The organism is Kribbella sp. NPDC054772 (assembly GCF_053611945.1).
On the sequence record NZ_JBSHBJ010000003.1, the window covers coordinates 62,516 to 85,910 of the forward strand.

25 protein-coding genes and 1 pseudogene are annotated in these 23,395 nt (G+C 68.7%); 16 read left to right on the forward strand and 10 right to left on the reverse strand.

Features of this window, described 5'->3' with window-relative positions:
- The coding region (locus ACWGID_RS05750; protein ID WP_452194806.1) for an MFS transporter at positions 1 to 455 on the reverse strand (455 nt) is incomplete at its 3' end.
- A 101-nt stretch (positions 456 to 556) separates the two neighbouring features.
- Between ACWGID_RS05750 and ACWGID_RS05755 the strand changes: the two are divergent.
- Positions 557 to 1,375, forward strand: a pseudogene (locus ACWGID_RS05755) (helix-turn-helix transcriptional regulator); the annotation flags it as partial.
- A 192-nt stretch (positions 1,376 to 1,567) separates the two neighbouring features.
- On the opposite strand, the gene ACWGID_RS05760 reads toward ACWGID_RS05755, so the two are convergent.
- A complete protein-coding gene (locus tag ACWGID_RS05760) occupies positions 1,568 to 3,448 on the reverse strand; it encodes a cellulase family glycosylhydrolase (RefSeq protein WP_452194808.1) in 1,881 nt (626 codons plus the stop codon).
- Between the two features lie 92 nt (positions 3,449 to 3,540).
- A complete protein-coding gene (locus ACWGID_RS05765) occupies positions 3,541 to 4,449 on the reverse strand; it encodes a LysR family transcriptional regulator (protein WP_452194810.1) in 909 nt (302 codons plus the stop codon).
- A 73-nt stretch (positions 4,450 to 4,522) separates the two neighbouring features.
- Here ACWGID_RS05765 and ACWGID_RS05770 point away from each other — a divergent pair, with 73 nt between their 5' ends.
- Together ACWGID_RS05770 and ACWGID_RS05775 are read left to right on the forward strand one after the other, a co-directional pair.
- Entirely contained in the window at positions 4,523 to 5,431 is a 909-nt protein-coding gene (locus tag ACWGID_RS05770) for an EamA family transporter (RefSeq protein WP_452194812.1), read from the forward strand.
- A gap of 4 nt (positions 5,432 to 5,435) precedes the next feature.
- A complete protein-coding gene (locus tag ACWGID_RS05775; protein ID WP_452194813.1) occupies positions 5,436 to 6,491 on the forward strand; it encodes a serpin family protein in 1,056 nt (351 codons plus the stop codon).
- Here ACWGID_RS05775 and ACWGID_RS05780 read toward each other — a convergent pair.
- Together ACWGID_RS05780 and ACWGID_RS05785 are read right to left on the reverse strand one after the other, a co-directional pair.
- A complete protein-coding gene (locus tag ACWGID_RS05780; protein WP_452194815.1) occupies positions 6,482 to 7,168 on the reverse strand; it encodes a TIGR03943 family putative permease subunit in 687 nt (228 codons plus the stop codon). The genes ACWGID_RS05775 and ACWGID_RS05780 overlap by 10 nt on opposite strands.
- Positions 7,165 to 8,145: a permease gene (locus tag ACWGID_RS05785; protein ID WP_452194817.1), complete on the reverse strand. Its 981-nt coding sequence runs from the start codon at positions 8,143 to 8,145 to the stop codon at positions 7,165 to 7,167. The genes ACWGID_RS05780 and ACWGID_RS05785 overlap by 4 nt, the downstream gene beginning before the upstream one ends.
- A 29-nt stretch (positions 8,146 to 8,174) precedes the next feature.
- Between ACWGID_RS05785 and ACWGID_RS05790 the strand changes: the two genes are divergently transcribed.
- A complete protein-coding gene (locus ACWGID_RS05790; RefSeq protein WP_452194819.1) occupies positions 8,175 to 9,488 on the forward strand; it encodes a serpin family protein in 1,314 nt (437 codons plus the stop codon).
- Here ACWGID_RS05790 and ACWGID_RS05795 read toward each other — a convergent pair.
- Both ACWGID_RS05795 and ACWGID_RS05800 read right to left on the reverse strand, forming a co-directional pair.
- Positions 9,469 to 10,011: a TetR/AcrR family transcriptional regulator gene (locus ACWGID_RS05795; RefSeq protein ID WP_452194820.1), complete on the reverse strand. Its 543-nt coding sequence runs from the start codon at positions 10,009 to 10,011 to the stop codon at positions 9,469 to 9,471. The genes ACWGID_RS05790 and ACWGID_RS05795 overlap by 20 nt on opposite strands.
- Positions 9,986 to 10,417, reverse strand: coding sequence for an SRPBCC family protein (locus ACWGID_RS05800; protein ID WP_452194822.1), 432 nt, complete (start codon positions 10,415 to 10,417; stop codon positions 9,986 to 9,988). Before ACWGID_RS05800 ends, ACWGID_RS05795 begins: the two co-directional genes overlap by 26 nt.
- Positions 10,418 to 10,501: 84 nt before the next feature.
- On the opposite strand from ACWGID_RS05800, the gene ACWGID_RS05805 reads away from it, so the two are divergent.
- From ACWGID_RS05805 to ACWGID_RS05825, 5 genes are all read left to right on the forward strand, one after another.
- On the forward strand, positions 10,502 to 10,696 hold the full coding sequence (locus ACWGID_RS05805; protein ID WP_452194824.1) for a hypothetical protein: 195 nt from the start codon (positions 10,502 to 10,504) through the stop codon (positions 10,694 to 10,696).
- A gap of 2 nt (positions 10,697 to 10,698) precedes the next feature.
- The gene (locus ACWGID_RS05810; protein ID WP_452194826.1) at positions 10,699 to 11,376 is read left to right on the forward strand and encodes a PhzF family phenazine biosynthesis protein; all 678 of its coding nucleotides are present in this window, start codon (positions 10,699 to 10,701) and stop codon (positions 11,374 to 11,376) included.
- A gap of 77 nt (positions 11,377 to 11,453) precedes the next feature.
- A complete protein-coding gene (locus ACWGID_RS05815) occupies positions 11,454 to 12,296 on the forward strand; it encodes a nitrilase-related carbon-nitrogen hydrolase (RefSeq protein WP_452194828.1) in 843 nt (280 codons plus the stop codon).
- 33 nt (positions 12,297 to 12,329) lie between these two features.
- Positions 12,330 to 13,736 carry a dihydropyrimidinase gene (gene hydA, locus ACWGID_RS05820; RefSeq protein ID WP_452194830.1) on the forward strand — a complete coding sequence of 469 codons (1,407 nt, stop codon included), beginning with the start codon at positions 12,330 to 12,332 and terminating at the stop codon, positions 13,734 to 13,736.
- Positions 13,737 to 13,746: 10 nt separating this feature from the next.
- Positions 13,747 to 14,754 (forward strand): TIGR03842 family LLM class F420-dependent oxidoreductase, encoded by a 1,008-nt coding sequence (locus tag ACWGID_RS05825; protein ID WP_452194832.1) that lies wholly within the window; start codon positions 13,747 to 13,749, stop codon positions 14,752 to 14,754.
- Here the strand turns inward: ACWGID_RS05825 and ACWGID_RS05830 are convergent.
- On the reverse strand, positions 14,736 to 15,146 hold the full coding sequence (locus ACWGID_RS05830; RefSeq protein ID WP_452194834.1) for a cytidine deaminase family protein: 411 nt from the start codon (positions 15,144 to 15,146) through the stop codon (positions 14,736 to 14,738). The two genes, ACWGID_RS05825 and ACWGID_RS05830, sit on opposite strands and share 19 nt — an antisense overlap.
- Complete coding sequence (locus ACWGID_RS05835) at positions 15,143 to 16,414, reverse strand: ABC transporter substrate-binding protein (protein WP_452194836.1); 1,272 nt, start codon at positions 16,412 to 16,414, stop codon at positions 15,143 to 15,145. Before ACWGID_RS05835 ends, ACWGID_RS05830 begins: the two co-directional genes overlap by 4 nt.
- 204 nt (positions 16,415 to 16,618) lie before the next feature.
- Here ACWGID_RS05835 and ACWGID_RS05840 point away from each other — a divergent pair, with 204 nt between their 5' ends.
- Positions 16,619 to 17,809 (forward strand): MFS transporter, encoded by a 1,191-nt coding sequence (locus tag ACWGID_RS05840; protein WP_452194838.1) that lies wholly within the window; start codon positions 16,619 to 16,621, stop codon positions 17,807 to 17,809.
- Here the strand turns inward: ACWGID_RS05840 and ACWGID_RS05845 are convergent.
- A complete protein-coding gene (locus ACWGID_RS05845; protein ID WP_452194839.1) occupies positions 17,777 to 18,826 on the reverse strand; it encodes a carbohydrate kinase family protein in 1,050 nt (349 codons plus the stop codon). The two genes, ACWGID_RS05840 and ACWGID_RS05845, sit on opposite strands and share 33 nt — an antisense overlap.
- A gap of 168 nt (positions 18,827 to 18,994) precedes the next feature.
- Here ACWGID_RS05845 and ACWGID_RS05850 point away from each other — a divergent pair, with 168 nt between their 5' ends.
- From ACWGID_RS05850 to smpB, 6 genes are all read left to right on the forward strand, one after another.
- The gene (locus ACWGID_RS05850; RefSeq protein ID WP_452194841.1) at positions 18,995 to 19,375 is read left to right on the forward strand and encodes a hypothetical protein; all 381 of its coding nucleotides are present in this window, start codon (positions 18,995 to 18,997) and stop codon (positions 19,373 to 19,375) included.
- Positions 19,368 to 19,535: a hypothetical protein gene (locus ACWGID_RS05855; protein WP_452194843.1), complete on the forward strand. Its 168-nt coding sequence runs from the start codon at positions 19,368 to 19,370 to the stop codon at positions 19,533 to 19,535. The genes ACWGID_RS05850 and ACWGID_RS05855 overlap by 8 nt, the downstream gene beginning before the upstream one ends.
- A 185-nt stretch (positions 19,536 to 19,720) precedes the next feature.
- Positions 19,721 to 20,410, forward strand: a complete 690-nt coding sequence (gene ftsE / locus ACWGID_RS05860) for a cell division ATP-binding protein FtsE (RefSeq protein WP_452194845.1) — start codon at positions 19,721 to 19,723, stop codon at positions 20,408 to 20,410.
- 27 nt (positions 20,411 to 20,437) lie between these two features.
- Positions 20,438 to 21,349 (forward strand): permease-like cell division protein FtsX, encoded by a 912-nt coding sequence (gene ftsX / locus ACWGID_RS05865; RefSeq protein WP_387783096.1) that lies wholly within the window; start codon positions 20,438 to 20,440, stop codon positions 21,347 to 21,349.
- A 207-nt stretch (positions 21,350 to 21,556) separates the two neighbouring features.
- Positions 21,557 to 22,876 (forward strand): M23 family metallopeptidase, encoded by a 1,320-nt coding sequence (locus tag ACWGID_RS05870; RefSeq protein ID WP_452194847.1) that lies wholly within the window; start codon positions 21,557 to 21,559, stop codon positions 22,874 to 22,876.
- Positions 22,877 to 22,897: 21 nt separating this feature from the next.
- Positions 22,898 to 23,368 carry an SsrA-binding protein SmpB gene (gene smpB / locus ACWGID_RS05875; RefSeq protein ID WP_452194849.1) on the forward strand — a complete coding sequence of 157 codons (471 nt, stop codon included), beginning with the start codon at positions 22,898 to 22,900 and terminating at the stop codon, positions 23,366 to 23,368.
- The last annotated feature ends 27 nt before the right edge of the window (positions 23,369 to 23,395 follow it).

Sequence of the window (23,395 nt, forward strand, 5' to 3'; positions counted from 1 at the left end):
GCGCCCGGCGCGCGGGGTGGCGGGGGCGCGCGCGCCCCCCCGCCCCCCCGCCCGGGGGGGGACCGCGCGCCCGCGGCCGCGCCCTGGACGACGCGGGCCGCCAGCAGTACGCCGATCGTCGGGGCGATCGCGCAGATCAGCGACATCACGGTGAACCCGGTCAGACCGATCAGGAACAGGCGCTTGCGGCCGAACCCGTCGCCGAGCCGTCCGCCGACCACCAGCAGGGTGGCGTTCGCGATGCCGTAGCTGCCGACGACGAGCTGGAGCTGACCGGAACTGGCGTGCAGGTCGGACCCGATCGCGGGCAGGGCGACGTTGATGATGAAGAACGAGAGCATCGGCAGGAAGGCGCCGAAGAGCAACGTGGTCAGCGCCACCGGGCCGAGCAGCGGTACGGCGGCCTGCGGCCGGGCGGCGACCGGGGTGGTGGCGGCTTGGAGCTGGTCTGTCATGCGTCCAGCGTGGGCGCACTCGGAGCCTGGTGGTGAGAGCCTGGTTATCCTATTACTCGCAGCACCTGGCACCAGGATCGATCACTGCCCATGATGGAACCATGACCACTGTCCCAGCCGCCACCGACACTTCGCCGCCGACCGCGGGCCTCGCACGCCAGGACGTCGCGGACAAGGGGCAGCAACGGCGGGAGCTGGCAGTGTTCCTGCGCAGCCGGCGAGAGCGCATCCGGCCGGAGGAGGCCGGGTTCGCGCCAGGCGGCCGACGGCGTACGCCGGGACTGCGCCGGGAAGAGGTCGCGCTGCTCGCCGGTGTCGGGGTGACCTGGTACACCTGGCTCGAGCAGGGCCGGGACATCAACGTGTCGGCGCAGGTGCTCGACGCGGTCGCCGACACCTTGCGGCTCGATCGCCAGGAGCGGAACCACCTGTTCACGCTGGCCGGACTGCAGCTCGGGCCGACGCGTGCCGAGTGCACGGTGATGCCGGAGTCGGTCCAACGGACGCTGGACGCGGTCACGCCGTACCCGGCGCTGGTGCTGAATGCCCGCTACGACATCCTCGCGTTCAACGAGGCGTACTGCCGGGTGGTGCTCGACCTGCGCGAGATCCCGCTCGAGGAGCGCAACATGCTCTGGGTGACGTTCGTGTCGCAGGAGTGGCGGTGCAGTTTCGTCGAGTCCGAGTCGATGAAGCTGCACATGGTCGCGGGGTTCCGGGCCGCGATGGCCGACCACGTCGGCGAACCCGCGTGGCAGGACCTCGTCGCGCGGCTGCTGGCCGGCTCGACACTGTTCGCGGAGCTCTGGGAACGGTACGACGTGGCGGCGCCGAGCACCCGGATCAAGCTGCTGGAGAACGCCACCGCCGGCGTCCTGCGGATCGAGCCCGTCAACCTGTGGCTGTCGCAGCTCGGTCAGACCCGGGCGACCGTGTACACGCCCGCCGACGAGGAGACCGAGGCGAAGCTCCGCCAGCTCGCCGGGGCGACCGAGGGCAACCCGTCCAAGGTCAGGGCAGCTGAGGTCAGGACAGCCGGGCGGGGCGCGGGGGGGGGGGGCGCCGCCGGGCGGCCGGCCGCCCCGGCCGCCGGGCAGGGCGGCCGGGGAGTCTCAGCTCACCGGGATGCCCGGATTGGTCAGCGCCTTCCCGCCGGTCATCGTGTTACTGCGGTCGACCGTGACCTTGCAGCTCGAGGCGTTGTAGTTGGTGATGTTGAACGCGTACCGTCCGCCCCCGGTGGCCCCGGTCAGGTCGGACTTGTTGCCGCGGAACACCGTCCCGCAGCCCCAGCCGGACTGCTGGGTGTGCGTCTCGTACCCGTTGTTCGTGGTGTTCTTACCGGTGTTGTTCTCGATCACGTAGTTGTTGCCCTTGACATCGATCCAGCTGTCGTCGAAGTTCGCGCCGGTCAGGCCGCGGCCGTCGAAGCTGTTCCCGGAAACCAGGCCACCGGTGGTTCCCTCCTTGAGGTCGACCGCCTCGCCGCCGACGTCCGGGCCGATCGTGTTGCCGAGGATCTGCACGTGGTCGGACTTGTCCGAGGTGCCGCCCGCGCTGCCGACGTACACGCCCTCGCCCATCCCGCGGCCGTCGTTGCCGGTGTCGAAGATGCGCGAGTTCTTGATCACGCCGTACGTGCTGCTGTTCCGGAAGTGCACGCCCTCCATGTCCAGCCCGTGCACGGTCACCCCGTCGATCGTGACGTGGGCGGCGCTGTCGATCATGATGCCCTTCTGACCGCCGGTGACGGTGATCCCGCGGACGTTCCAGTACGACGCCCCGTTCAGGTGCAGGCCGTAGCCGCCACTGGCGGTGAGTACTGCGTTCGCGGAGCCGGTCAGCGTGATCGGTGCCGAGGACGTGCCGGAAACCGTTGTCTTGAAGTTTCCGGTATAGGTGCTGTCGGCAAGTTTGATCGTGTCACCGGGCTTCGCACTGGCCAGCGCGGCCTTCAGCTCGGCGGAGTTGCCGACGTCGGTGGAACCCGCTGCAGCCGGGCGGTTCCGGAGGTGGTCCCGGATCCAGACACCGGCCGGTTTGAGCATCGACGTACCCGTGAAGTCGTCGCCCGCGCAGGTGCCCTCCTTGAAGACGGCGCCGGAGCGGGAGTCGTCGGAGAAGTTCCAGTTCGTCCAGCCGATCTGCTTGCTGTCCAGGAAATCCAGGTATTTCTGCGACCAGGTGAAGTCGTTGCCGCCGTCACCGGTGTAGGTCTGGGTGCCGAACTCGGTGACGAACAACGGGATCTTGTCCGCGGCGCGGGACAGTGCGTCGAGGTACTCCTGTTGATGCGACGCCGCGTAGAAGTGGAACGTGTACATCAGGTTCGACGCGTTCACCGGGTTGCTGATCACGTCGGCCTCGGTGTGGCCGTCGGAGACGCCGAGCGAGGCCCAGCCGTGGGTGCCGACGAAGATCACGCCGTCCGGGTCCTTGGCCCGGATCACCGGCACCATCTGCTCGGCGTATGACTTGATGCCGGCCCAGCTGACACCGTTCGGCTCGTTGGCGATGTCGTAGATGATGTTGTTCTTGTCCTTGTGCCGCTCGGCGATCTCGGTGAAGAACGTCTTCGCCAGCGCGAGGTTCTCGTTCGGGTCGCCCGGGTCGAGCTGGTGCCAGTCGACGAGCGCGTAGAGACCGCGCTTGGTGGCCTCCTCGATGTAGTTGTTCACGAGGTCGGTGTACTTGCGCGGGTCAGTCTCGTAGCCGCCTTCCTGCACGTACATCGAGATGCGCAGGATGTCGGCCTTCCAGTCGCTCGCGAGCGCGTCGAGCGAGGCCGTCTTGAGGCAGTTCGCGTACCACTGCAGGCCGTGCGTGCTCATCCCGCGGAGCTGCACGGGCTCGTTCCGCTCGTTGCAGAGCTTGGTGCCGCAGACGTGCAACTGCCCGTTACGGCCGACCGGCGTATCGGCGGCCAGCGCAGCTTGGATCGGAAGCAGGGTGGAAGCGGCCAGCACTGCGCCGGCCAGGAACGAACGGATCATGAACTTCCTCCGAGGGGCGTCGGGGGATCATTAGGAAGGTTTCCTAATAGTTCTCGGAAACCTAGAGGAGATCGCAGAGTGTTGTCAACGGTTCACGCGGTGTCGCGGTCCGGCCAGGCGGCCTTCAGCGTCGCGAGCGTGACGGTGATCGCCGGGCGGCGCGACGTGGTCGTCCGCCAGACGGCGTACAGGCGACGGCTCGGCGCAGGCTCCAGCGGTACGACGACCACGCCGTCGGGGACCGGTCCGCGGCCAAGGCGGGGGAGCAGGCCGACGCCGATCCCGCGGGCGAGCATCGCGAGCTGGGTCTGGTACTCCGCGACGGAGTACGCGACCTCTGGTTCGACGCCCGCGCGGCGCATCGTGCGGATCAGCCACTCGTGACAGATCGAGCCGGCCGGCTGGCAGATCCAGCGTTCGCCCACGAGGTCCTCCGCGCGGACGAACTCCTTGCCGGCCAGTCGGTGCGAGGCGGGCACCAGGACATCGGCCGGGTCCACGCCGAGCTTCACCCGCGACAGCCCCTCCGGCAGGGCGAGTGGGGTGTTGTGCCAGTCGTGCACGATGGCGATGTCGATCTCGCCACGGTTGACCGCGGCAACGGCCTCGAACGGGTCAGTCTCGATCAGGCGGACGTCGAGCCGGTCCTGCTCGTCGACCAGGCGCGCGATCGCCGGCGGCAGCAGTCCGCGGGCCGCAGTAGGGAATGCGGCGATGCTGAGCGTCCCAATCGCCTGACCGCGTTGCTCCTCGAGTGTCAGCTCAGCGTCCTCGACCAGCTCGAGAATCTGCGCCGCGGTCGCCGCGAGCTGTTGTGCCGCGTCGGTCAGCACGATGCCGCGCCCTTGCCGCTCGACCAGCGTCGTCCGCGTCTCACGCTCGAGCTTCGCCAACTGCTGCGACACGGCGGACGGCGTGTACCCGAGCACCTCGGCCGCCCGGTTGACCGAACCGTGCTGGGCGACCGCGTGCAACGCCCGGAGTCGACCGAGATCGATCATGTAGCACTCCTACATTGACGGCGGTAGTAATCGGTGCTGGTCCTTAAGTGTACCGCCGCCGACACTGGACCACATGAAGCCTCGTGACCTGCTCCTCGCGCTTGCCGTCGTTGTCGTCTGGGGCATCAACTTCGTCGTCATCGAGGTCGGGCTCGAAGGCGTTCCGCCGCTGCTGCTGTCCGCGCTGCGGTTCTTCTTCGCCGCCGTACCGGCGATCTTCCTGCTCGGCAAACCGCGGGTCCCCTGGCGGTACGTCGTCGGCGTCGGGCTCGCGCTCGGGGTGGCGAAGTTCGGCCTGCTGTTCATCGCGATGGATCACGGCGTCCCGGCCGGGCTGTCCTCGCTCGTGCTGCAGTGCCAGGTGATCTTCACGGTCCTGTTCGCGATCGCCGTACTGCGGGAGCGCCCGCGGCCGGCGCAGTTGATCGGGATCCTGATCGCGTGCGTCGGGATCGTGCTGATCGTGCTCGACCGGAAATTGTCGGCGCCGGTCGGTGCACTGGCGCTGGTGATCGTCGCGGGCGGTTTCTGGGGCGTGTCGAACACGATCACCCGGTACGCCAAGCCGCCGGACACGTTGCGCTTCATGGTCTGGGTCAGCGCCGTCGCCGTCGTACCGCTGCTCATCCTCTCGCTGCTCACCGAAGGTCCGCGGGCCGATCTCGACGCGCTCCGCGGGATCACGCTGAGCGGCGTCGGCTCGATCGCGTACCTCGCCTTCGCGGCGACCCTGTTCGGCTTCGGGGTCTGGGGTTACCTGCTCCGGCAGTACGACGCCAGCACCGTCGCACCGTTCTCGCTGCTGGTCCCGATCGTCGGGATGACCGCGGCCTGGGTGCTGCGCGGTGAGGCCGTCGGCGCGCAGCAGGCGATCGCGGCGGTGCTGGTGATCGGCGGGATGGCGTGCACGATCGTGCGCCGCCGTACCCCGGTCGCGGCGGCACCTGCGGTCGATCGCGCGAAGGTCGATGCGCAAGGATGACTGAGTGGATGCCCAGCAAGTTAGTCGCCTGACCGCTCGATGGATCGCCGCGCTGCCCGGTGAGGACAGCACGGTGATCTCCGGCCTCGGCGTCCAGCCGTTGCTCGCGATGCTGGCCGAGGTCGCGGACGAGCCCGCCCACACCGAACTCGCCGAGGCGGCCGGCGGACGGTACGCCGGTCTGCTGCACGCCCCCGAACTCCGCCTGGCGCTCGGGTTGTGGACGCGCCCGGAGATCGAACTGCAGGCGGGAGTGGATCGCTTCCTGCCACGCGAAGTACGCGGGACGTTGACCGACGCGGCCGCGCTGGATGCATGGGTCGTCGAGCAGACGGGTGGACTGCTGAAGCACATGCCGGTCGAGGTGACGCCTGAGGTGTCGCTCGTCCTGGCGTCGGCGCTGGCGTTGAAGACCGAGTGGGAGCTGCCGTTCGACGAGTACCCGCGGGGCGACCAGCGATGGTTGAGGCGTACGGACACGGACCTGGAGAGTCTGCGGGTGTACGAGACCGCGACGGGTCCGCTGACCGTTGTGACGGTGCGTGGAGTTGGCGAATTCGACGTACGGCTGGTGGTTGGTGACGGTGGACGGGCGGCCGTGTTGACGGCGGCGCTGGAGCTCGATGGGGACGGGGCGAGCGGTGCCGAGGTGCTGGCGGCCGAACGGTCGGCGCCCGGTGTCAAGGTGATCGAGACGATGTCGCCGACGCCGACTGTCATCCTGTCGCTGCCGTACTTCGAGATCGACGCGGAGCATGACCTGCTGGACCACCCGGACGTCTTCGGCTTAGCGACTGCTGCGGACAAGAGCGCGGGGCATTTCCCCGGCCTGAGTCCACAGCCGCTCGCGATCGACCAGGCGCGACAGGCCGTGATGGCGCGCTTCTCCGCGACTGGATTCGAAGCTGCCGCGGTGACCTCGATGGCCATGGCGGCTGGGTCCGCGCCGATACCTGCCGGCAAGGCGCTCTACGTTTCGCTCGAGCGGCCCTTCGGTTTCGTCGCCGGTCACCGGCCGACCGGTGTGCCCGTAGTCGCCGGCTGGGTGAACTACTCGTAGGGATTGACCGGCGCGCTGACCGGTTCGACCGACTCGACGGTGAGTGCGGCGACATCGCCGTCGACTCGTCTGGTCGGCTCGGCCCACGTGCCCGTCACGGTCACCCACTGGTTCTTCGGTGGCGCTGTTCGGCCACGGGCTTCGACCATGAACGCCGTACCGTCGGCGACGCAGCAGGTCAGACCGATGCGGGTCACGTACCAGACGCCGTTCTTCGCCGGGGTGACGAAGCCGGTGAGCTGGAACGAGCGGCCCTTCATGGTGTCCTTCTCCCACACCGCCCAGACGGCGTAGTCGCGGACCGCGAGCGTCTGCGGACCGTACCCGTGATCGCTCTGCCAGAAGGCGTTCCCCTGCGGCTCGACCGGTTTCGCGGCGACCGGGGACTGGCGTTGAGCGGCGTCCGCGCCGAGGGCCGGCGGGTCGACGACGAGCAGGGCGAAGACCGGGATCAGCAGCAACCACGCGGCCCTCGGCAGACCGTGCTCGTGCTGATCCTTCGAACGGGTGCCCACGAGGACGTCGATCACCGCGAGCACGATCAGGATCACCCCGGCGGCGAGCAACATCCACCGCATCCCGGGCTTCACGTACCGCAGGTACGTCCCCGAGGTCGCGAGCTGCACCACGACGGCCCCGACGAAAACCATCACCAGGCCTGCCACGTTGCGCTTCACGACAACCACCACCCGACGAGCAGGCTGGCCAGCAACGCCACCACGAACGTCGCCGGCGCGAACCGGACAGCGAACTTCGGCCCGAACGTCCCGGCCTGCAAGGCGATCAGCTTCACGTCCACGATCGGCCCGACCACCATGAACGCGAGCCGCGCGGTCAGCGAGAACTGCGACAGACTCGCCGCCACGAACGCGTCCGCCTCCGAACAGATCGCCAGCAGTACGGCGAGCAGCCCGAGGATCACCACCGACAGCAGGAGATTCCCCGCCACGTGATCGAGCCACGCCCGCGGCACCACCACGTTCAGCGTGGCCGCGGCGGCTGCTCCGATCACCAGGAAGCCACCGGCGTGCAGGAAGTCGTGCAACATCGCGGACCGGAACACGTCGAACTTGCCGGCGTCGTGCGCATGCCTGTTCTTCGGGAGCTTCAGCCACGACCCGCCTCTGCCCGTGAGCAACCACAGCCAGCCGAGGACCATCGACACCGCGAGCGAGGTCACGGCCCGCGCGACCACGACCTTCGGCTGGCCGGGGAACGCGACCGCCGTCGACGCCAGCACGACCGGGTTGATCGCCGGCGCCGACAACAGGAACGCGATCGCGGCGGCCGGTGTGACCCCGCGGCTCATCAACGCGGCCGACACCGGGACCGAGGCGCACTCACAGCCGGGCAGGACGACGCCGGACGCACTCGCCACCGGTACGGCGAGGGCCGGGTGCCGGGGGAGCGCCTTCGCGAAGAACGACGCCGGGACGAACGCGGTCAACGCGGCCGACAGCGTCACGCCGAGTACGAGGAACGGCATTGCCTGGACGGTCACCCCGACGAACATCGTCGCCCAGGTCCGGACCCCGTCGTCGGTGAACCACCCGGCGAACAGCCGCCGCCCGAACAACGCCGTACCGACCAGCAGGACCAGGGTCGCGGTGAACGCGATCGAGGACCCCGAGGTCTCCTGCTTGGCCGTCGTCATGCCGGAATGCTGGCAGAGTCGGAGCGGAAATGAAAATCAAGATCAGCACGGACCTGCAGGCCATCACAATCCGGCCGCCGGCCGGATCGCCCGCCTGGCGGGCAGGTCGAGCGGCGATTGTGATGGCCTGGGCGTCCGGGCGTGGCACTGTGGGGGACATGGACGCCAACGTGGTGCGCGCAGTCAACGACCTCACCACCCGCTGGGCCGGCTCGCTTCCAACGGGGAACTCCGTGGTCGCTGGGCTCGGCCTGTGGCCGTTGCTTGCCCTGCTGGCCACCGCCGCCGACGAGCCCGGTCGTGCGGAGCTGGCCGCTGCCTCCGGGGTGAACGCCGACACCGCCGCGACCGACGCGATCCGGTTGATCGAGGCGATCGAGGACTCCGCCGACCTGCACGCCGCGCTCGGCGTCTGGGTGAACGAGAACCTCAAGCTCGCCGAGTCCTTCGACAGCGTGATGCCCGCGCCACTGGTCGGCCTGCTGACCGGCAACGCGAGCGTCGACAAGGCCAAACTCGACGCCTGGGCCGCCGACCACACCGACGGTCTGATTCCTGAGATGCCGCTCGACATCGACAGCGACCTGCAGCTCGTGCTGGCCTCGGCGCTGCTGCTGCGCACGACCTGGGTCCGCCCGTTCACCGAGCAGATCCGCCGGGTCCACGACGGCGCCTGGGCCGGCTCGTGGCACTGGCTCGAGCGCGCGGACGACGACCTCGACACGGTACGGCGCTACGAGCATCCGTCGGCCGCGTGGCTCACCGTCGCGACGGTCGCCGGTGACGCCGACGTCGACGTACTGCTTGGGATCGGACAGCCGCAGATCGCGCGGGCCGACGTACTGGCGGGCTTGCTGGATGTGGCGGCGCGGCCCGACGACGGGGTGCCTGGGAGTGTGCTGATCGAGCAAGGTGAGGCCGGCGCGCAGGTCGCGCCCGGCGTGCGGATCGGCAAGACGACGGCGCCACGGCCCGATGTGAAGCTGACGGTGCCGTCGTTCAGCATCGAGGCCGAGCACGATCTGGTCGAGTCGCGGGAGCTGTTCGGGCTGACCGCGGTGACGTCGGATCCGGGTGCGGAGGGGCACTTCAGCGCGCTCAGTCCGACGCCGTTGCGGGTCGGGCAGGCGAAGCAGAAGGTGCTCGCGCGGTTCTTCGCGACCGGGTTCGAGGCGGCAGCGGTGACCGCGATGGCGATGACCCGGGCCGCGATGGTCACGCGCCAGCACCCCCGGCTCGAGGTATCGCTGGACCGGCCGTTCGCGTTTGCCGCCGTACTGCGGGACTCGCGGCTGCCGATCGTGGCGGGCTGGGTCGAGACGCCTACCGAACCGGGAGCGTGAACAGCCGGTTGAGCAGCGCGGACGCCTCGTCGACGTCCGCGCGATCACCGGTCAGCAGCAGGTCGAAGAGCAGCCCGCGCGAGGCGGCCAGACCGAGCCGCGCGTACGCCGGTGCCTCGGCGGGCGGGATGCCTGCTCGGACGCACAGCTCGGTCAGCGGTGGCAGCCAGACGTTGACCAGGTCCGCCTTGAGCGACTCGGTGTGGGGCAGGTCCTGCATCGCGTGGGCGCTGAGCTCGAAGAACAGCGGACCGTAGACGAGCGCGGCCTCGGTGACGCGACGCCAGAACTGCTCGGCCTGCTCCTCGACCGGCAGATCCGACAGCGCCGCGAGCAGGTCACGTTGCTGCTGTTCGACCGTGCGGACCACTTCGGCGAGCAGGCCCTCGCGGGAGCCGAAGTGGTAGATGAGCATCCGGTGACTCGTGCCGATCGACGACGCGATCGTCCGCAGACTCGCGTCCCCGATCCCATGCTTCGCGAAATGCTCGACCGCGTCAGTGAGCAGACTGTCCCGACTCACTAGCCTCCTTCAGCTTCTGTGTCTCGGTGGCGATGTAGCGCTTGGTGAGACTGGCGTACAGCTTGCCGAACAGCCAGCCGAGCGGGCCTTCCTGGATGATCGTCGCGGTCGCGACGGTGCCGTCCGGCGTACTGATCACGCGGTGGCCGCCGGTGGTCTTGATACCGGGCGCCTTGGAGACCCACTCGAAGTACTGCCCGTCCTCGAGCTTGGTGACCTCCCAGACGGCGACCGGGAGCTTGGGCTGCCGGATCCGGGTGCGGGAGCCGAGGTGGATGCGGCCCGCGTCGAGCCGCTCGACGGAATCGACGGTCGGGGTCCAGTCGGGCCACCGCTCGACGTCGCTGAAGACCTCCCAGACCCGCTCGGGCGGAGCCTGGATCGTGCTGGAGTGATCGAAGCGCATGTACCAAATGGTACATCAGGTCTTCGTGAGGTCTCGGCGGGCGGTCTGCGTCCCGCGGACCCACGACAGGTAGGGTCTGGGGCCATGGCTGACCAGAATGTCCCGCACCACGTGGAGAACGAGCAGGACCCGGGTGCGAGCACGCAGATGTTCCGCGCCTTCGTCAACGAAGGTGAGACCGAGGCGAAGTCCGAACCCAAGCTGAACGGCCGCGTGCTCGCGATCGTCGGCGCCGCGGTCATCCTGATCGCCGTCGTCGCCGCGATCGCCGTTCTCTGAGTTTGACCGACCTCCCGGTCGAGGTCGTCAGGGTCTTCACCGACCCGGACGGCCGTTTCGGCAACCCACTGGGCATCGTCGACGGCCGCCTCGTCCCGGAGACGGACCGGCAACGCGTGGCCGCCGAGCTGGGCTACAGCGAGACCGTGTACGTCGACGACGCCGCCACCGGCACGCTCCGTATCTACTCCGCCACTGGCGAGATGGCCTTCGCCGGTCACCCGACGGTCGGCGCCGCGGCCTGGCTCCACACGCACGGTCACCCCGTCGACACCTTGCACGTCCCCGCGGGCCCCATCCCCGTCACGCGCTCCGGCGATCTCTACGCCGTTCGAGCCGACAGCACCTGGGGCAGCGCCTGGGACTGGCACCACCTCTCCTCTCCCGAGGAAGTCCTGGCCGCCGAACCCGCGTCGTACTCGGCCGGCCATACCTTCCTCTGGGCCTGGCAGGACGAGTCCGCGGGCATCATCCGGGCCCGGGCCTTCGCTCCCGCCATGAATGTCGAGGAGGACGAGGCCACCGGCTCCGCCGTCACCCAACTCACCGCGCACCTCGCCCGTGACCTGCTGGTCGTCCAGGGCGCCGGGTCCCAGCTGCACACCACGCACGAACCGCCGGCCCACGCCACCGTCGGTGGCCGCGTGCTGGCCGCCGCGTCACGCACCATCAGGATCTGATCGCGGGTTCGCGGCATCCATTGACGGGTGGTAGGCGGCGGACGGAGCATGGGGACTTGGCTACTCGGGGAGGTCTGGTGGCGAACGTTGTCAGGGCTGCACTCGTTCAGACGTCGTGGACCGGTGACAAGGAGTCCATGATCAAGGCGCACGAGGACTACGCGCGGCAGGCCGCCGCGGCGGGGGCTCGGGTGATCTGTTTCCAGGAGCTGTTCTACGGGCCCTACTTCTGCCAGAAGCAGGACGCCGAGTACTACGAGTACGCCGAGTCCGTCCCGGGGCCGACGACCGAGCGGTTCGCAGCGCTCGCGCGGGAGCTCGGGATGGTGATGGTGCTGCCGGTGTACGAGCAGGAGCAGCCCGGCGTGCTCTACAACACCGCCGCCGTCATCGATGCCGACGGCACCTACCTGGGTAAGTACCGGAAGAACCACATCCCGCAGGTGAAGGGCTTCTGGGAGAAGTTCTACTTCCGCCCGGGCAACCTCGGCTACCCGATCTTCGACACCGCGGTCGGCCGGATCGGCGTCTACATCTGCTACGACCGGCACTTCCCGGAGGGCTGGCGGGCGCTCGGGCTGGCCGGCGCGAAGATCGTCTTCAACCCGTCCGCGACCAGCCGCGGCCTGTCGGCGTACCTGTGGAAGCTCGAGCAGCCCGCGTCCGCGGTCGCGAACGAGTACTACATCGGCGCGATCAACCGGGTCGGGATCGAGTCCGAGTTCGGCGACAACGACTTCTACGGTACGTCGTACTTCGTCGACCCGGAGGGCAAGTTCGTCGGCGACACCGGCCACGAGCACGATCCGGAACTGATCGTCCGGGACCTGGATCTCGGGCTGCTGGACACCGTCCGGGACCGCTGGCAGTTCTACCGCGACCGCCGGCCGGACGCGTACGGAGACCTGACGAAACCGTAGCGAAACGCAACCGCTCAAAGGGGAGTGGCCTGGATGTCTTTGCTGGTCAAGGGTGGAACCGTCATCGGACCGACCGGGACCCGGGTCGCGGACGTGCTGGTCGAGGGCGAGAAGATCGTCGCCGTCCTCGACCCGTCGTTCACCCCGGCGATCACCGCGAACGAGGTGATCGATGCCACCGGCAAGTACGTGATCCCGGGCGGCATCGACGGGCACACGCACATGGAGATGCCGTTCGGCGGGACGTCGGCCAGTGACACCTTCGACACCGGCACCCGCGCCGCGGCGTACGGCGGGACCACGACGATCATCGACTTCGCGATCCAGCGCACCGGCGAAGTGGTGCAGGACGGGCTGGCGGCCTGGCACGCGAAGACCGCGGGCGAGTGCCACATCGACTACGCGTTCCATATGATCCTGGGCGGCGTCGACACCGACGCGCTGAAGGCGATGGACCAGCTGGTCGCCGACGAGGGCATCACGAGCTTCAAGCTGTTCATGGCCTACCCGGGTGTCTTCTACTCCGACGACGGCCAGATCCTGCGCGCGATGCAGACCGCGCGGGAGAACGGCGCGCTGATCATGATGCACGCCGAGAACGGGATCGCGATCGACGTCCTCGTCCAGCAGGCGATCGCCCGCGGCGAGACCGACCCGATCTACCACGGCATCACCCGCCCGGCCGCGCTCGAGGCGGAGGCGACGAACCGCGCGATCGCGCTCGCCGAGGTCGCCCGGGACTGCCCGCTGTACATCGTCCACCTGTCCGCGAGCGAGGCCCTCGCGAAGGTCTCCGAGGCGCGCGACCAGGGCCGCAACGTGTTCGCGGAGACGTGTCCGCAGTACCTCTATCTGACGCTGGAGGACCAGCTCGGGGCGCCCGGGTTCGAGGGGGCGAAGTGGGTCTGCTCGACGCCGCTGCGCAGCAAGCACGAGTCGCACCAGCGGGACCTGTGGAAGGGCCTGCGGAACAACGACCTGGCGATCGTGTCGACCGACCACTGCCCGTTCTGCATGAAGGACCAGAAGGAGCTCGGCCTCGGCGACTTCTCGAAGATCCCGAACGGGATCGGCGGCGTCGAGCACCGCGTCGACCTGGTCTACCAGGGCGTGGTGGACGGGAAGCTGTCGCTGGAGCGCTGGGTGGAGACGATCGCGACGACGCCAGCCCGGATGTTCGGGCTGTACCCGCAGAAGGGCATCGTCCAGCCTGGATCCGATGCCGACCTGGTGATCTACGACCCGGACGGTACGACGCGGATCGGGGTCGCGACGCACCACATGAACATGGACTACTCGGCGTACGAAGGGGTCGAGATCCAGGGCCGCGTGGGCACGGTGATCTCGCGCGGCGAGGTGATCGTGGCTGACGGCAACTACCACGGCCGGAAGGGTCGCGGGAAATTCCTGAAGCGCGGTCTGTCGTCTTATCTGATGTAGGGGGGATGTTGTGGACTTCGGTGTGGTGTTCCAGTGTGATCCGCCCGCGTCCACGGTGGTGGAGCTGGCCCGGAAGGCGGAGGACGCCGGGTTCGGCTACGTGTGGACGTTCGACTCGCACCTGCTCTGGCAGGAGCCGTTCGTCATCTACAGCCAGATTCTCGCGAACACCCACCGGGTGATCGTCGGCCCGATGGTGACGAACCCGGGGACCCGCGACTGGACGGTGATCGCGTCCCAGTTCGCCACGCTGAACGAGATGTTCGGCAACCGGACGATCTGCGGGATCGGCCGTGGTGACTCGGCGCTCCGCACGCTCGGCAAGAAGCCGGGCACCATCGGCGCGATGAAGCAGTGCGTCGAGGTGGTGCGGTCGCTGGCCCGCGGCGAGACCGTCGAGTACCGCGGTCAGCAGCTGAAGTTTGCGTGGGTCGAGAACGGCGCGCTGGAGGTGTGGGTGGCGGCGTACGGACCGAGGGCGCTCGCCGCGACCGGCGAGGTCGGCGACGGGTACATCCTGCAGCTCGCCGACCCCCACATCGCGGAGTGGATGATCACCGCGGTACGTCGGTCCGCGGAGCAGGCCGGCCGGGATCCGATGGCGATCAAGTTCTGTGTCGCGGCACCGGCGTACGTCGGGGACGACCTGGCGCATCAACGGGAGCAGACCCGCTGGTTCGGCGGCATGGTCGGGAACCACGTGGCCGACATCGTGGCGCGGTACGGGGCGAGTGGCGCCGTACCGCGGGAGCTGACCGACTACATCGAGGGGCGGCACGGGTACGACTACGCCGAACACGGGCGCGCCGGCAACACCCACACCGACTTCGTCCCGGACGAGATCGTGGACCGGTTCTGCATCCTCGGGCCGGTGGAGAACCACATAGCCCGCCTGAACGAGCTGAAGGACCTCGGCGTCGACCAGTTCGCGCTGTACCTCCAGCACGACGCCAAGGAGGAGACCCTGGCGTCGTACGGGAAGGACATCATCCCCGTCGTTCAGGGAGTCCAGCGGTAGGCGCCCGGGAGCAGGTCCGTGGCGAGGACCGAGCCGGGGCCGTCCGCTGACGGCAGGATCACCCGGATCCCGGGGTGGTAGTCGACGAGCACCTGGCGGTCCCGCCCGCACGGGCCGACGACGCCGCGGCCTTCGTTGCCGACAGCCACGATCGTGGTGAGTTCGCGGGCACCCTCGGCACGGGCGCGGCCGAGCGCGACCAGTTCCGCGCACGGGCCGCCGGTGAAGTGGTACAGGTTGATCCCGGCGTACATCCGGCCGTCGATGCCACGGACCGCGGCGCCCATCGTGTACACGCCGTCGGGTCCGTCGGTGTTCGCGTCGACCGTGCGGCGGGCGAGCTCGATCAGCTCGTGGTCGTCGGCGGTCAGCGGTCGCAGGTCGAGCGTCATCCGGCGATCCGCTTCAGCTCGGCCTCGGTGACCGACTTGACGGTCTTGATCTCGGCCGCCGGGTCGGCGCCGCTGCGGATGATCTTGCTCAGCGCGTCGGAGTACGCCGTACTCGCCTTGGGGGACCAGAGCATCGGGTTCTGCGGACGGCCGTTCTCGTTCAGCAGCTTGACCGCGTCGGCGCCCGGGCCGGACTTCAGCTTCTCCGCCTTCGCCGCGAGACTCTTGCGGGCCGGGACGTGGAAGCCGTACGACTGCGCGAAGTCGAGCTGATCGTCGGTCTGGCCGACCCACAGCCACTGGGCGTACTTCTTCGCGGCGTCGACGTTCTTCGACTTTGCGTTGACGCACGCGCCGTACGCCCCGACCGGCACGCTCGCCTCGCCGGTGGTCGCGTTCAGCTTCGGCCACGGGAGTACGCCGTAGTCGCCAGGCAACGCCTTCTCGATCACCGGCAGCGTCCACAGACCGGTGAACTGCATCGCGGTCAGACCCTGTGTGAACGCGGACGGGTCGGACCAGTCGGTCGGTGCCCCGAGCAACAGCACCTTCGAGGTCCAGAACTCGCGGAGCTTGGCCAGCGACTCGAACGCCTTCGGGTCGTCGAAGCCGAACTGGTTGTCCTTGGTCAGGTAGTCGAGACCGGCCGACCAGAGCGCCGGCCCACCGAGCACGCCGACCCCGCCGTCGTTGCCGACGAACAGGCCCTTGACCTTGTCGGTGGTGAGCTTCTTCGCGGCGGCCAGCAGTTCGTCGACCGTCTGCGGCGGCTGGAGACCGGCCGCGCTGAGCAGGCTCTTGCGGTACACGAGCAGCTGCATGTCGATGACCTGCGGGATGCCGTAAAGCTTGCCCTGGTAGGACATCCGCTCGATCAGCGCCGGGTTGAAGTCGTCCTTGGCGTCGCCCAGCAGGTCGGTGACCTCGACGACCTGCTTGGCCTTGATCATGTCGATCGTCGGACCGTTCGGGTACTCGAACACGTCCGGGCCCTGATCGGTGAGCAGCGCCGTCGACGCCTTCTTCTCGTAGTCACCGGGCGACCATTGGATCGTGACGGTCGCGTCCGGGTACGCCTTCGCGTACTTCTCCACCGCCTGCTGCGTGCCCGCCTCGCCGTACTGGTGGTACCACTGCTGCAGCGCCGGCTTGTCGCCGCTGCCGCCGCCGGTCGCTCGCCCGGTGTTCGAGCCGCACCCGGCCACAGCCATCGCCGCGAGTCCCGCGCCGATCCCCAGGACCTGCCGCCTGCTGACTCCCGCACCCATCACGCCGTCTCCGTTCCGCGCGGTCCCACAGCCCGCGCACCCTGCAGACCCTACGACCGCACCGGCCCAGCAGCCCGGTATTTCCAGCCGTCGAGAACGACATGGCGTAGGCTTGCGCGCATGTTCTCCCCTCGTGACTAGAGACGGCTCCCGCGCCCCTGCGCGGTCGAGCCCCTTCCGTCTGGAATCTCTAGGAGCGTTCTCGTGTCCGGCACCACTCGTGCCGGGAGCTACCGTGACGTCCTGCTGTTGCCGTCGGCGCTGCGCACCTTCGTGCCCGCGCTCTTCGGCCGGCTGGCGTACGGCCTGCTCCCGTTGTCCCTGCTCATCACCGTCCAGCAGTCCACCCATTCCTTCGCGACCGCCGGCGCCGCGGTCGCCGTCTTCGGTCTCTCGTCGCTGTCGATGCCCTACAAGGCACGGCTCGTCGACCGGTTCAGTCAGCGTCGCGTGCTTCCGCTGCTCGCGGCCGGCGCCGCAGCCGGTCTGTTTCTCGTCGCCTCGGTCGGTACGGCGAGTTCCGTCGTACTGCTGCTCGTCGGGGTAACTGGTTTGCTCGCACCGCCACTCGGGCCGTCGATGCGGTCGAACTGGCGGTTGCTGACCGAGGGGTCGGCGCTGAAGGAACGCGCGTACGCCCTCGATGCGGTGGCCGAGGAGTGCCTGTTCCTCGGTGGGCCGTTGATCGCCGGTCTGTTGATCAGTCTCGTTTCCGCGCCGGCTGCCCTTGGCTGCTCGGCGGCGTTGCTGTTCGTCGGCACGCTGGCGATGGTCACGAGCCCGGTCACCACGCACACCGCGGCGCCGTCACCGTCTCGGCATCCGCTCGGCCCACTCGTGATCCCGGGCCTGCGACGGATCCTGCTCGTCGTCATGGTGACCGCGTCAGGCATCAGCATCGCCTACCTCTGCGTGGCCGGTGTCGCGCAGCGGGCGGGTCATCCGGGGGCGGCCGGGTACGTCGAGGCCGCGATCGGACTGGGCAGCGTCACGGGCGGGTTGCTCTGGGCGCGTCGACGTCATACCCGGTCGTGGGCGGTACACCTCGGCGGGCTGATCGCCGTACTGGCGGCCGGCCTGATCGCGGCCTCGCTCGTGACGGACCTGGTGGCGCTCGGGGTCGTGATGGGAGTCGCCGGTGCTGCCGTGGCGCCGCTGTTCGTGGTGTCCTATCTCGCTGCGGACGAGGTCACACCGCCGTACCAGCGCACCGAGGCCAGCACGTGGATCAACACCGCCAACAACCTCGGCTCCGCGGCCGGGGCCGCGCTCGCCGGCGTCATGATCGAGCGGACCACGCCGTCGTGGGGATTCCTCGGCGGCGGTGTCCTGCTCGTGCTGGTCGCGGTGACGGTCGGCGGGTCAGGCGTCCGACAGGCGCGCGATCGTCGCTGACGCCCGCCGGACGATCGGCACCGGGCCGGCCGGGAGGACATCGCCGACGAAGGCGTAGTGCTCGAGGAGTGCGGGGTCGACGTCGCCGGGGCGGTGGCGGCTGTGGTCGCGCACCCAGTCGATGATGTCGCCCCACCCCGGCGCCGCGAGCGAGCCGCCGAAGTGCTGGACCGAGAGTCCGGCGCACAGGTTGCTGAACGCGAGCCGGTGCGCGAGCGGCCACCCGCGCAGCGTCCCGAGGACCAGCGACGCCAGGAAGACGTCCCCGGCCCCGGTCGGGTCGTAGGACCGCACCGGCAGCGCCGGCACCTGCTCTTCCTCACCGGTCGCCGAGTCGATCGCGAGTACGCCGTCCGCGCCGTTCGTCACCACCGCGAGCGGGACCCGGTCGGCCAGCTTGTGCAGCGCGGCCTTCGGGGTGTCGGTCCGGGTGTAGGCCATCGCCTCGGACGCGTTCGGGGTGAACGCGTGGAACCCCTCGAGGACGTCGAGCACCGCGGGCGACCACTCGTCGGTCGGGTCCCAGCCGACGTCACCGAACAGCAGTGCGCCGGACTCCCGCGCCTCGACGGTCCACCCGGGCAGTTCCTCGGCGACCGGCACGATCGCCGAGCGGGTCTTCAGGCCCGGCCCGACCAGCTTGCTCGGGTCGCCCGGCGCCTCGTGCGCGTGGGTGACCATCGCGCGGTCCCGGTCGATCGACATCGAGACCGTGACCGGCGAGTGCCAGTGCCCGATCCGCCGCGAGTGCGACAGGTCCACGCCCTCCTGGTCCGCGAGGGTCCGCCAGCAGAAGTCGGCGTACGCGTCGTCGCCGAACACCGCGGCGAGTCCGGTCCGCAGACCGAGCCGCGCGGCAGCGATCGCGAAGTTCGCGACGCCGCCGGGGCACGACCCCATCCCCTCGGCGAAGATCTCGGTACCGGTGGTCGGGGCGGTCTCCAGACCGGTCATCACGATGTCGAGGAACACAGTCCCCTGCACGAACACGTCGTACCGGTCCGCTTCGTCGTTCACGGTGACACTGCTCCTTGTCATCCTGGGCGTCGTCCTCGCCGTCGTCCTGGTCGTCATCTCGGCTGTCTTCTCGGGCTGTCGGTGCTGGATGGAATGCTTCTTCGTAACATCATCGGCCGGTCAAGACCATGGAATTGGGAGAACGCGTATGAGCCCCCGGGTGTGTTCGTGATTCCGACCTGGATCTCGGTCGTCGGCGTCGTGGTGACGGTGCTCAGTCCGCTGCTCGCTCTCGGTGGTGTCGCGCTCGGGGCGTACCTGACGCGCAAGTCCGACCGGGAGCTCGACACCTGGCGGCACCGCGAGGAGACGATGCGGATGGTGCGCTGGGCGGTGGAGCAGATCCTCGAGGGCGACGACGCCGGAACCGACGCCGGTGTGGTGACGCTGCGCTCACTGATGCGGTCGGAACTGTTACAGCCCGAGGACTACGATCTGGTCGCCGCGCTGACCGCCTCGGTAGCGATCGACCGGGTCGGCGCGACCGCGTACGCTGATATCGCGGACGCGGATATCGAGGTCGTCGAGGGAGACAGTGACCGTGACTGAGAAGAAGGTCGTCAAGGTGTCCCGGCAGGCCGTCGAGCTGGCCCGCTTACACGTCGAAGCCGCGCGCAAGGCCGGCCGCCAACCCGACGCCGCCGTTGCGCGGATCGCCGGCGCCCGCCCCGACACCGGAAACGGAGCCCCCGCTCCAGCCCCAGCCTGAGCTCTCTTCTGAGACAGGTGTTTCAAACACACCGGGTATCGGACGCGCCTGTACGGACCGGCACGCCTGGTCGGCGGCACGCCGTGGAGCGCCTAGACTGATCGCCGGCCGCTCCCGTGGCGTACGGTGCACTTCGTGGTTACCGTCGCGTCTCTCCCTGTTCCCGACCACGGCCGGATGAACCCGTGATCCGCTTCGAGAATGTGTCCAAGACGTACGAGGGCCAGACCAGGGCCGCTCTGCTGAACGTCAACGTCGAGATCGAGAAAGGCGAGTTCGTCTTCCTGGTCGGTACCTCCGGGTCCGGCAAGTCGACGTTCCTTCGTCTGGTCCTGCGTGAGCATCGGACCACCAGAGGTCACATCATGGTCGCCGGCAAGGACCTGAACCGGCTCGCGAGCTGGCGGATCCCGCAGATGCGCCGCCAGATCGGCACCGTGTTCCAGGACTTCCGGCTGCTGCCGAACAAGACCGTCTCCGAGAACGTCGCGTTCGCGCTGCAGGTGATCGGCAAGCCGCGCTCGCACATCCGCAAAACGGTCCCCGAGGTGCTCGAGCTGGTCGGTCTGGACGGCAAGGAGGACCGGCTCCCCGACGAGCTGTCCGGTGGTGAGCAGCAGCGGGTGGCGATCGCCCGCGCGTTCGTGAACCGGCCGATGATCCTGATCGCCGACGAGCCGACCGGAAACCTCGACCCGGGGACGTCGGTGGGCATCATGAAGCTGCTGGACCGGATCAACCGGACCGGCACCACGGTCGTGATGGCCACCCATGACGTGTCGATCGTCGACCAGATGCGTAAGCGCGTCATCGAGCTGGAGAACGGTCACGTCGTCCGCGACGAGTCGCGCGGCGTCTACGGCTACCAGCACTGATCGCCGACCCCAGGGACTGACTGAAGAATGCGCCTGAACTACATCCTCTCCGACCTCGGGATCGGCCTGAAGCGGAACCTCTCGATGACGATCGCGGTCGTCGTCACCATCTGGGTCTCGCTGTCGCTGTTCGGCAGCGCGCTGCTCGCCCGCGAGCAGGTCGACCTGATGAAGGGGAACTGGTACGACAAGATCCAGATCTCGGTGTTCCTGTGCACCAAGGACTCCGGCGGCCGCGGCTGCTCCGGGGCCGAGGTGACCCAGGAGCAGAAGAACCGGATCCAGCAGGTCATCACGACGAACCCGGACACCGCACCGGACGGCGTGTTCTCGGAGTCGAAGAAGGAAGCGTTCGACTCGTTCAAGAAGCTCTACAAGGACTCGCCGATCGTCAGCACGGTCACCGAGGACCAGATGCAGGAGTCCTTCCGGGTCAAGCTGAAGGATCCACAGCGCTATCAGAACCTGGTCAGCGCCGTCGCGGGTCTGCCAGGGGTGGATACAGTCCAAGACCTCAGGCAGTACCTCGATCCGTTGTTCAAGGCCCTCAACGGCTTGCAAGTCGGCGCCCTGATCGCGGCCGCGTTGCTGCTGGTCGCGGCCCTGATGCAGATCTCCAACACGATCCGGCTGGCGGCGTATGCCCGGAGACGGGAGATCGGCATCATGCGCCTGGTGGGCGCCTCGAACTTCTATATCCAGCTACCGTTCCTCCTGGAGGCGGTGCTGGCCGCCTTGGTGGGCGCGGTCTTTGCCTGCGGCACCCTGTGGGTCGGGGTGTACTTCGTCGTGATGCAGCGGGCCCAGGAGACGTTCCGCGTCTGGCAGTGGGTCGGCGCGACCGAAACCTTCCGCGCGACGCTGATCATGGTCGTCGTCGGCCTGATCCTCGCGGTGATCCCGACATTCCTGACAACACGGAAATACCTCAAAGTCTGACCCGGGTGACCTATCGTGCAGTATCAGGAGTCACAGCAGTAACTCCTGTACTGCACAACTTCATCCAGAGCAAGGGGTCGACCTGTGGTCCCGCACTTCCCCGGTGCGAACCCGCCTGAGCGGGGGAGCATCAAGCGAGACGACAGCACCGGTACCCCCACCGCGCCGTACCCGCGATCACGAACTCGACCGCCGGGACGGCAGACGGTGGTTGCCGCTTGCTGCCTTGTCCTGTCCCTGTCCGCCGGTGTCCTGGCGGCGGTTCCGTCCGCTCCGAACGCGGAGGCGAAACCGCCGGATCCAGCCGCCAAGAAGAAACAACTCGACTCGCAGATCGACCAGTCCAAGGCCGATCTCGACGACGCGTCCGACCAGCTCGGCACGGCCGTTGCCGCGTACAACCAAGCCGTGACGAAGTACCAGGCCGTCCAGGTCCGGTACGCCGCCGCGCAAGGTCAGCTCGCCGCCGCGAAGGCCGCCGATGCGGTTGCCGCGGGCAAGCTCGCCGCCGCCGAGGCAGCCCTGCGTACGGCGGTCGCGGACGTCGCGGCCGGTGAGAAGCTGATCGGCGAGAAGCGGGCCGTGGCGGGTCGCGCCGTACGGTCGGCGTACCAGCAGCAGAACAGCCTGGTCGGGTTGTCGATCGCGCTGCGCGGTGCCGCGCCGGCCGATATCGCCACCGGGATGCAGGTGCAGCGGAACGTGTTCGGCATCCAGGGCAACGCGATCACCAACCTGAACAACGCGCAGGCGCAGCTGGCCAGCAAGCGGGTCCAGGTCGCCGCCGCGGAGAAGGCTGCCGAGACGGCTCGGGCCGAGTCCGCCGCGACCGTGAAACGGGTCGCCGAGCTGACCCGGCAGGTCGCTGCCGACCGCGCGGCGGCCGCCGCGATCGCGAAGGTCAAGCTGACCGCGTTCAAGGCCGCAGAGAAGGAGAAGAACACCGAGCTGGCGCAGTACAACTCGCTGCTCCGGGAGCGGAACCGCGTCCAGCAGCTGCTGATCGCGCGGGCCAAGGCCGAGAAGGCAGCGGCCGCGCGGCGCAAGGCGGCTGCCGAACGTGCCGAGAAGGAGAAGGCGCGCAAGGAGCACCGGCCGCCGCGGAACGTTCCGGACCCGGCCTCCTCGGGCGACGGACGGCTGGGCTACCCGGTCAGCAGTTACATCACATCGCCGTACGGCATGCGGTTCCACCCGGTCCTGCACTACTGGAAGCTGCACGACGGCACCGACTTCCGCGCACCCTGCGGTACGCCGGTCCGCGCCGCGGCCGACGGTGTGGTGACGGACAAGTACTTCAACGGTGGCTACGGGAACCGACTGTTCGTGTCACACGGCGTGATGGACGGGGACTCGATCACCACGGTCTACAACCACCTGTCGAAGTACAAGGCGCACGTCGGTGAGCGGGTCAAGAAGGGCGAGATCATCGCCTGGTCCGGGACCACGGGCTACTCGACCGGCTGCCACCTGCACTTCATGGTCTACCAGAACGGCAACGTCGTTAATCCGATGAAGTGGCTGTGAGCTACCTGCGATACTGGCCGGATGGTGAAACAGTCCGGCCGGGAGAAGCCGATCGCGCAGAACCGTAAGGCGCGACACGACTACCACATCGACGATGTGGTGGAGGCCGGGCTGGTGCTGACGGGGACCGAGGTCAAGTCCCTGCGGCAGGGCCGGGCCTCCTTGGTCGACGCGTTCGCCGCGGTCCGGGGGAACGAGCTCTGGCTGCAGGGCATGCACATCCCGGAGTACAAGCACGGCACCTGGACCAACCACGAGCCGCGCCGTACGCGGAAGTTGCTGCTGCACAAGGACGAGGTACAGAAGCTGATCCGCGCGGTGGAGACGCAGGGTGTGTCGCTGATCCCGCTGTCGCTGTACTTCAAGGACGGGTACGCGAAGGTCGAGCTCGCGACCGGGCGCGGTAAGAAGGACTACGACAAGCGGCACGCGCTGGCCGAGCGCCAGGCCAACCGCGAGGCCCAGCGCGCGCTGTCCGACCGCCGGCGCTGAGGCGATCGAGCTGGCTTCCGGGTCCGG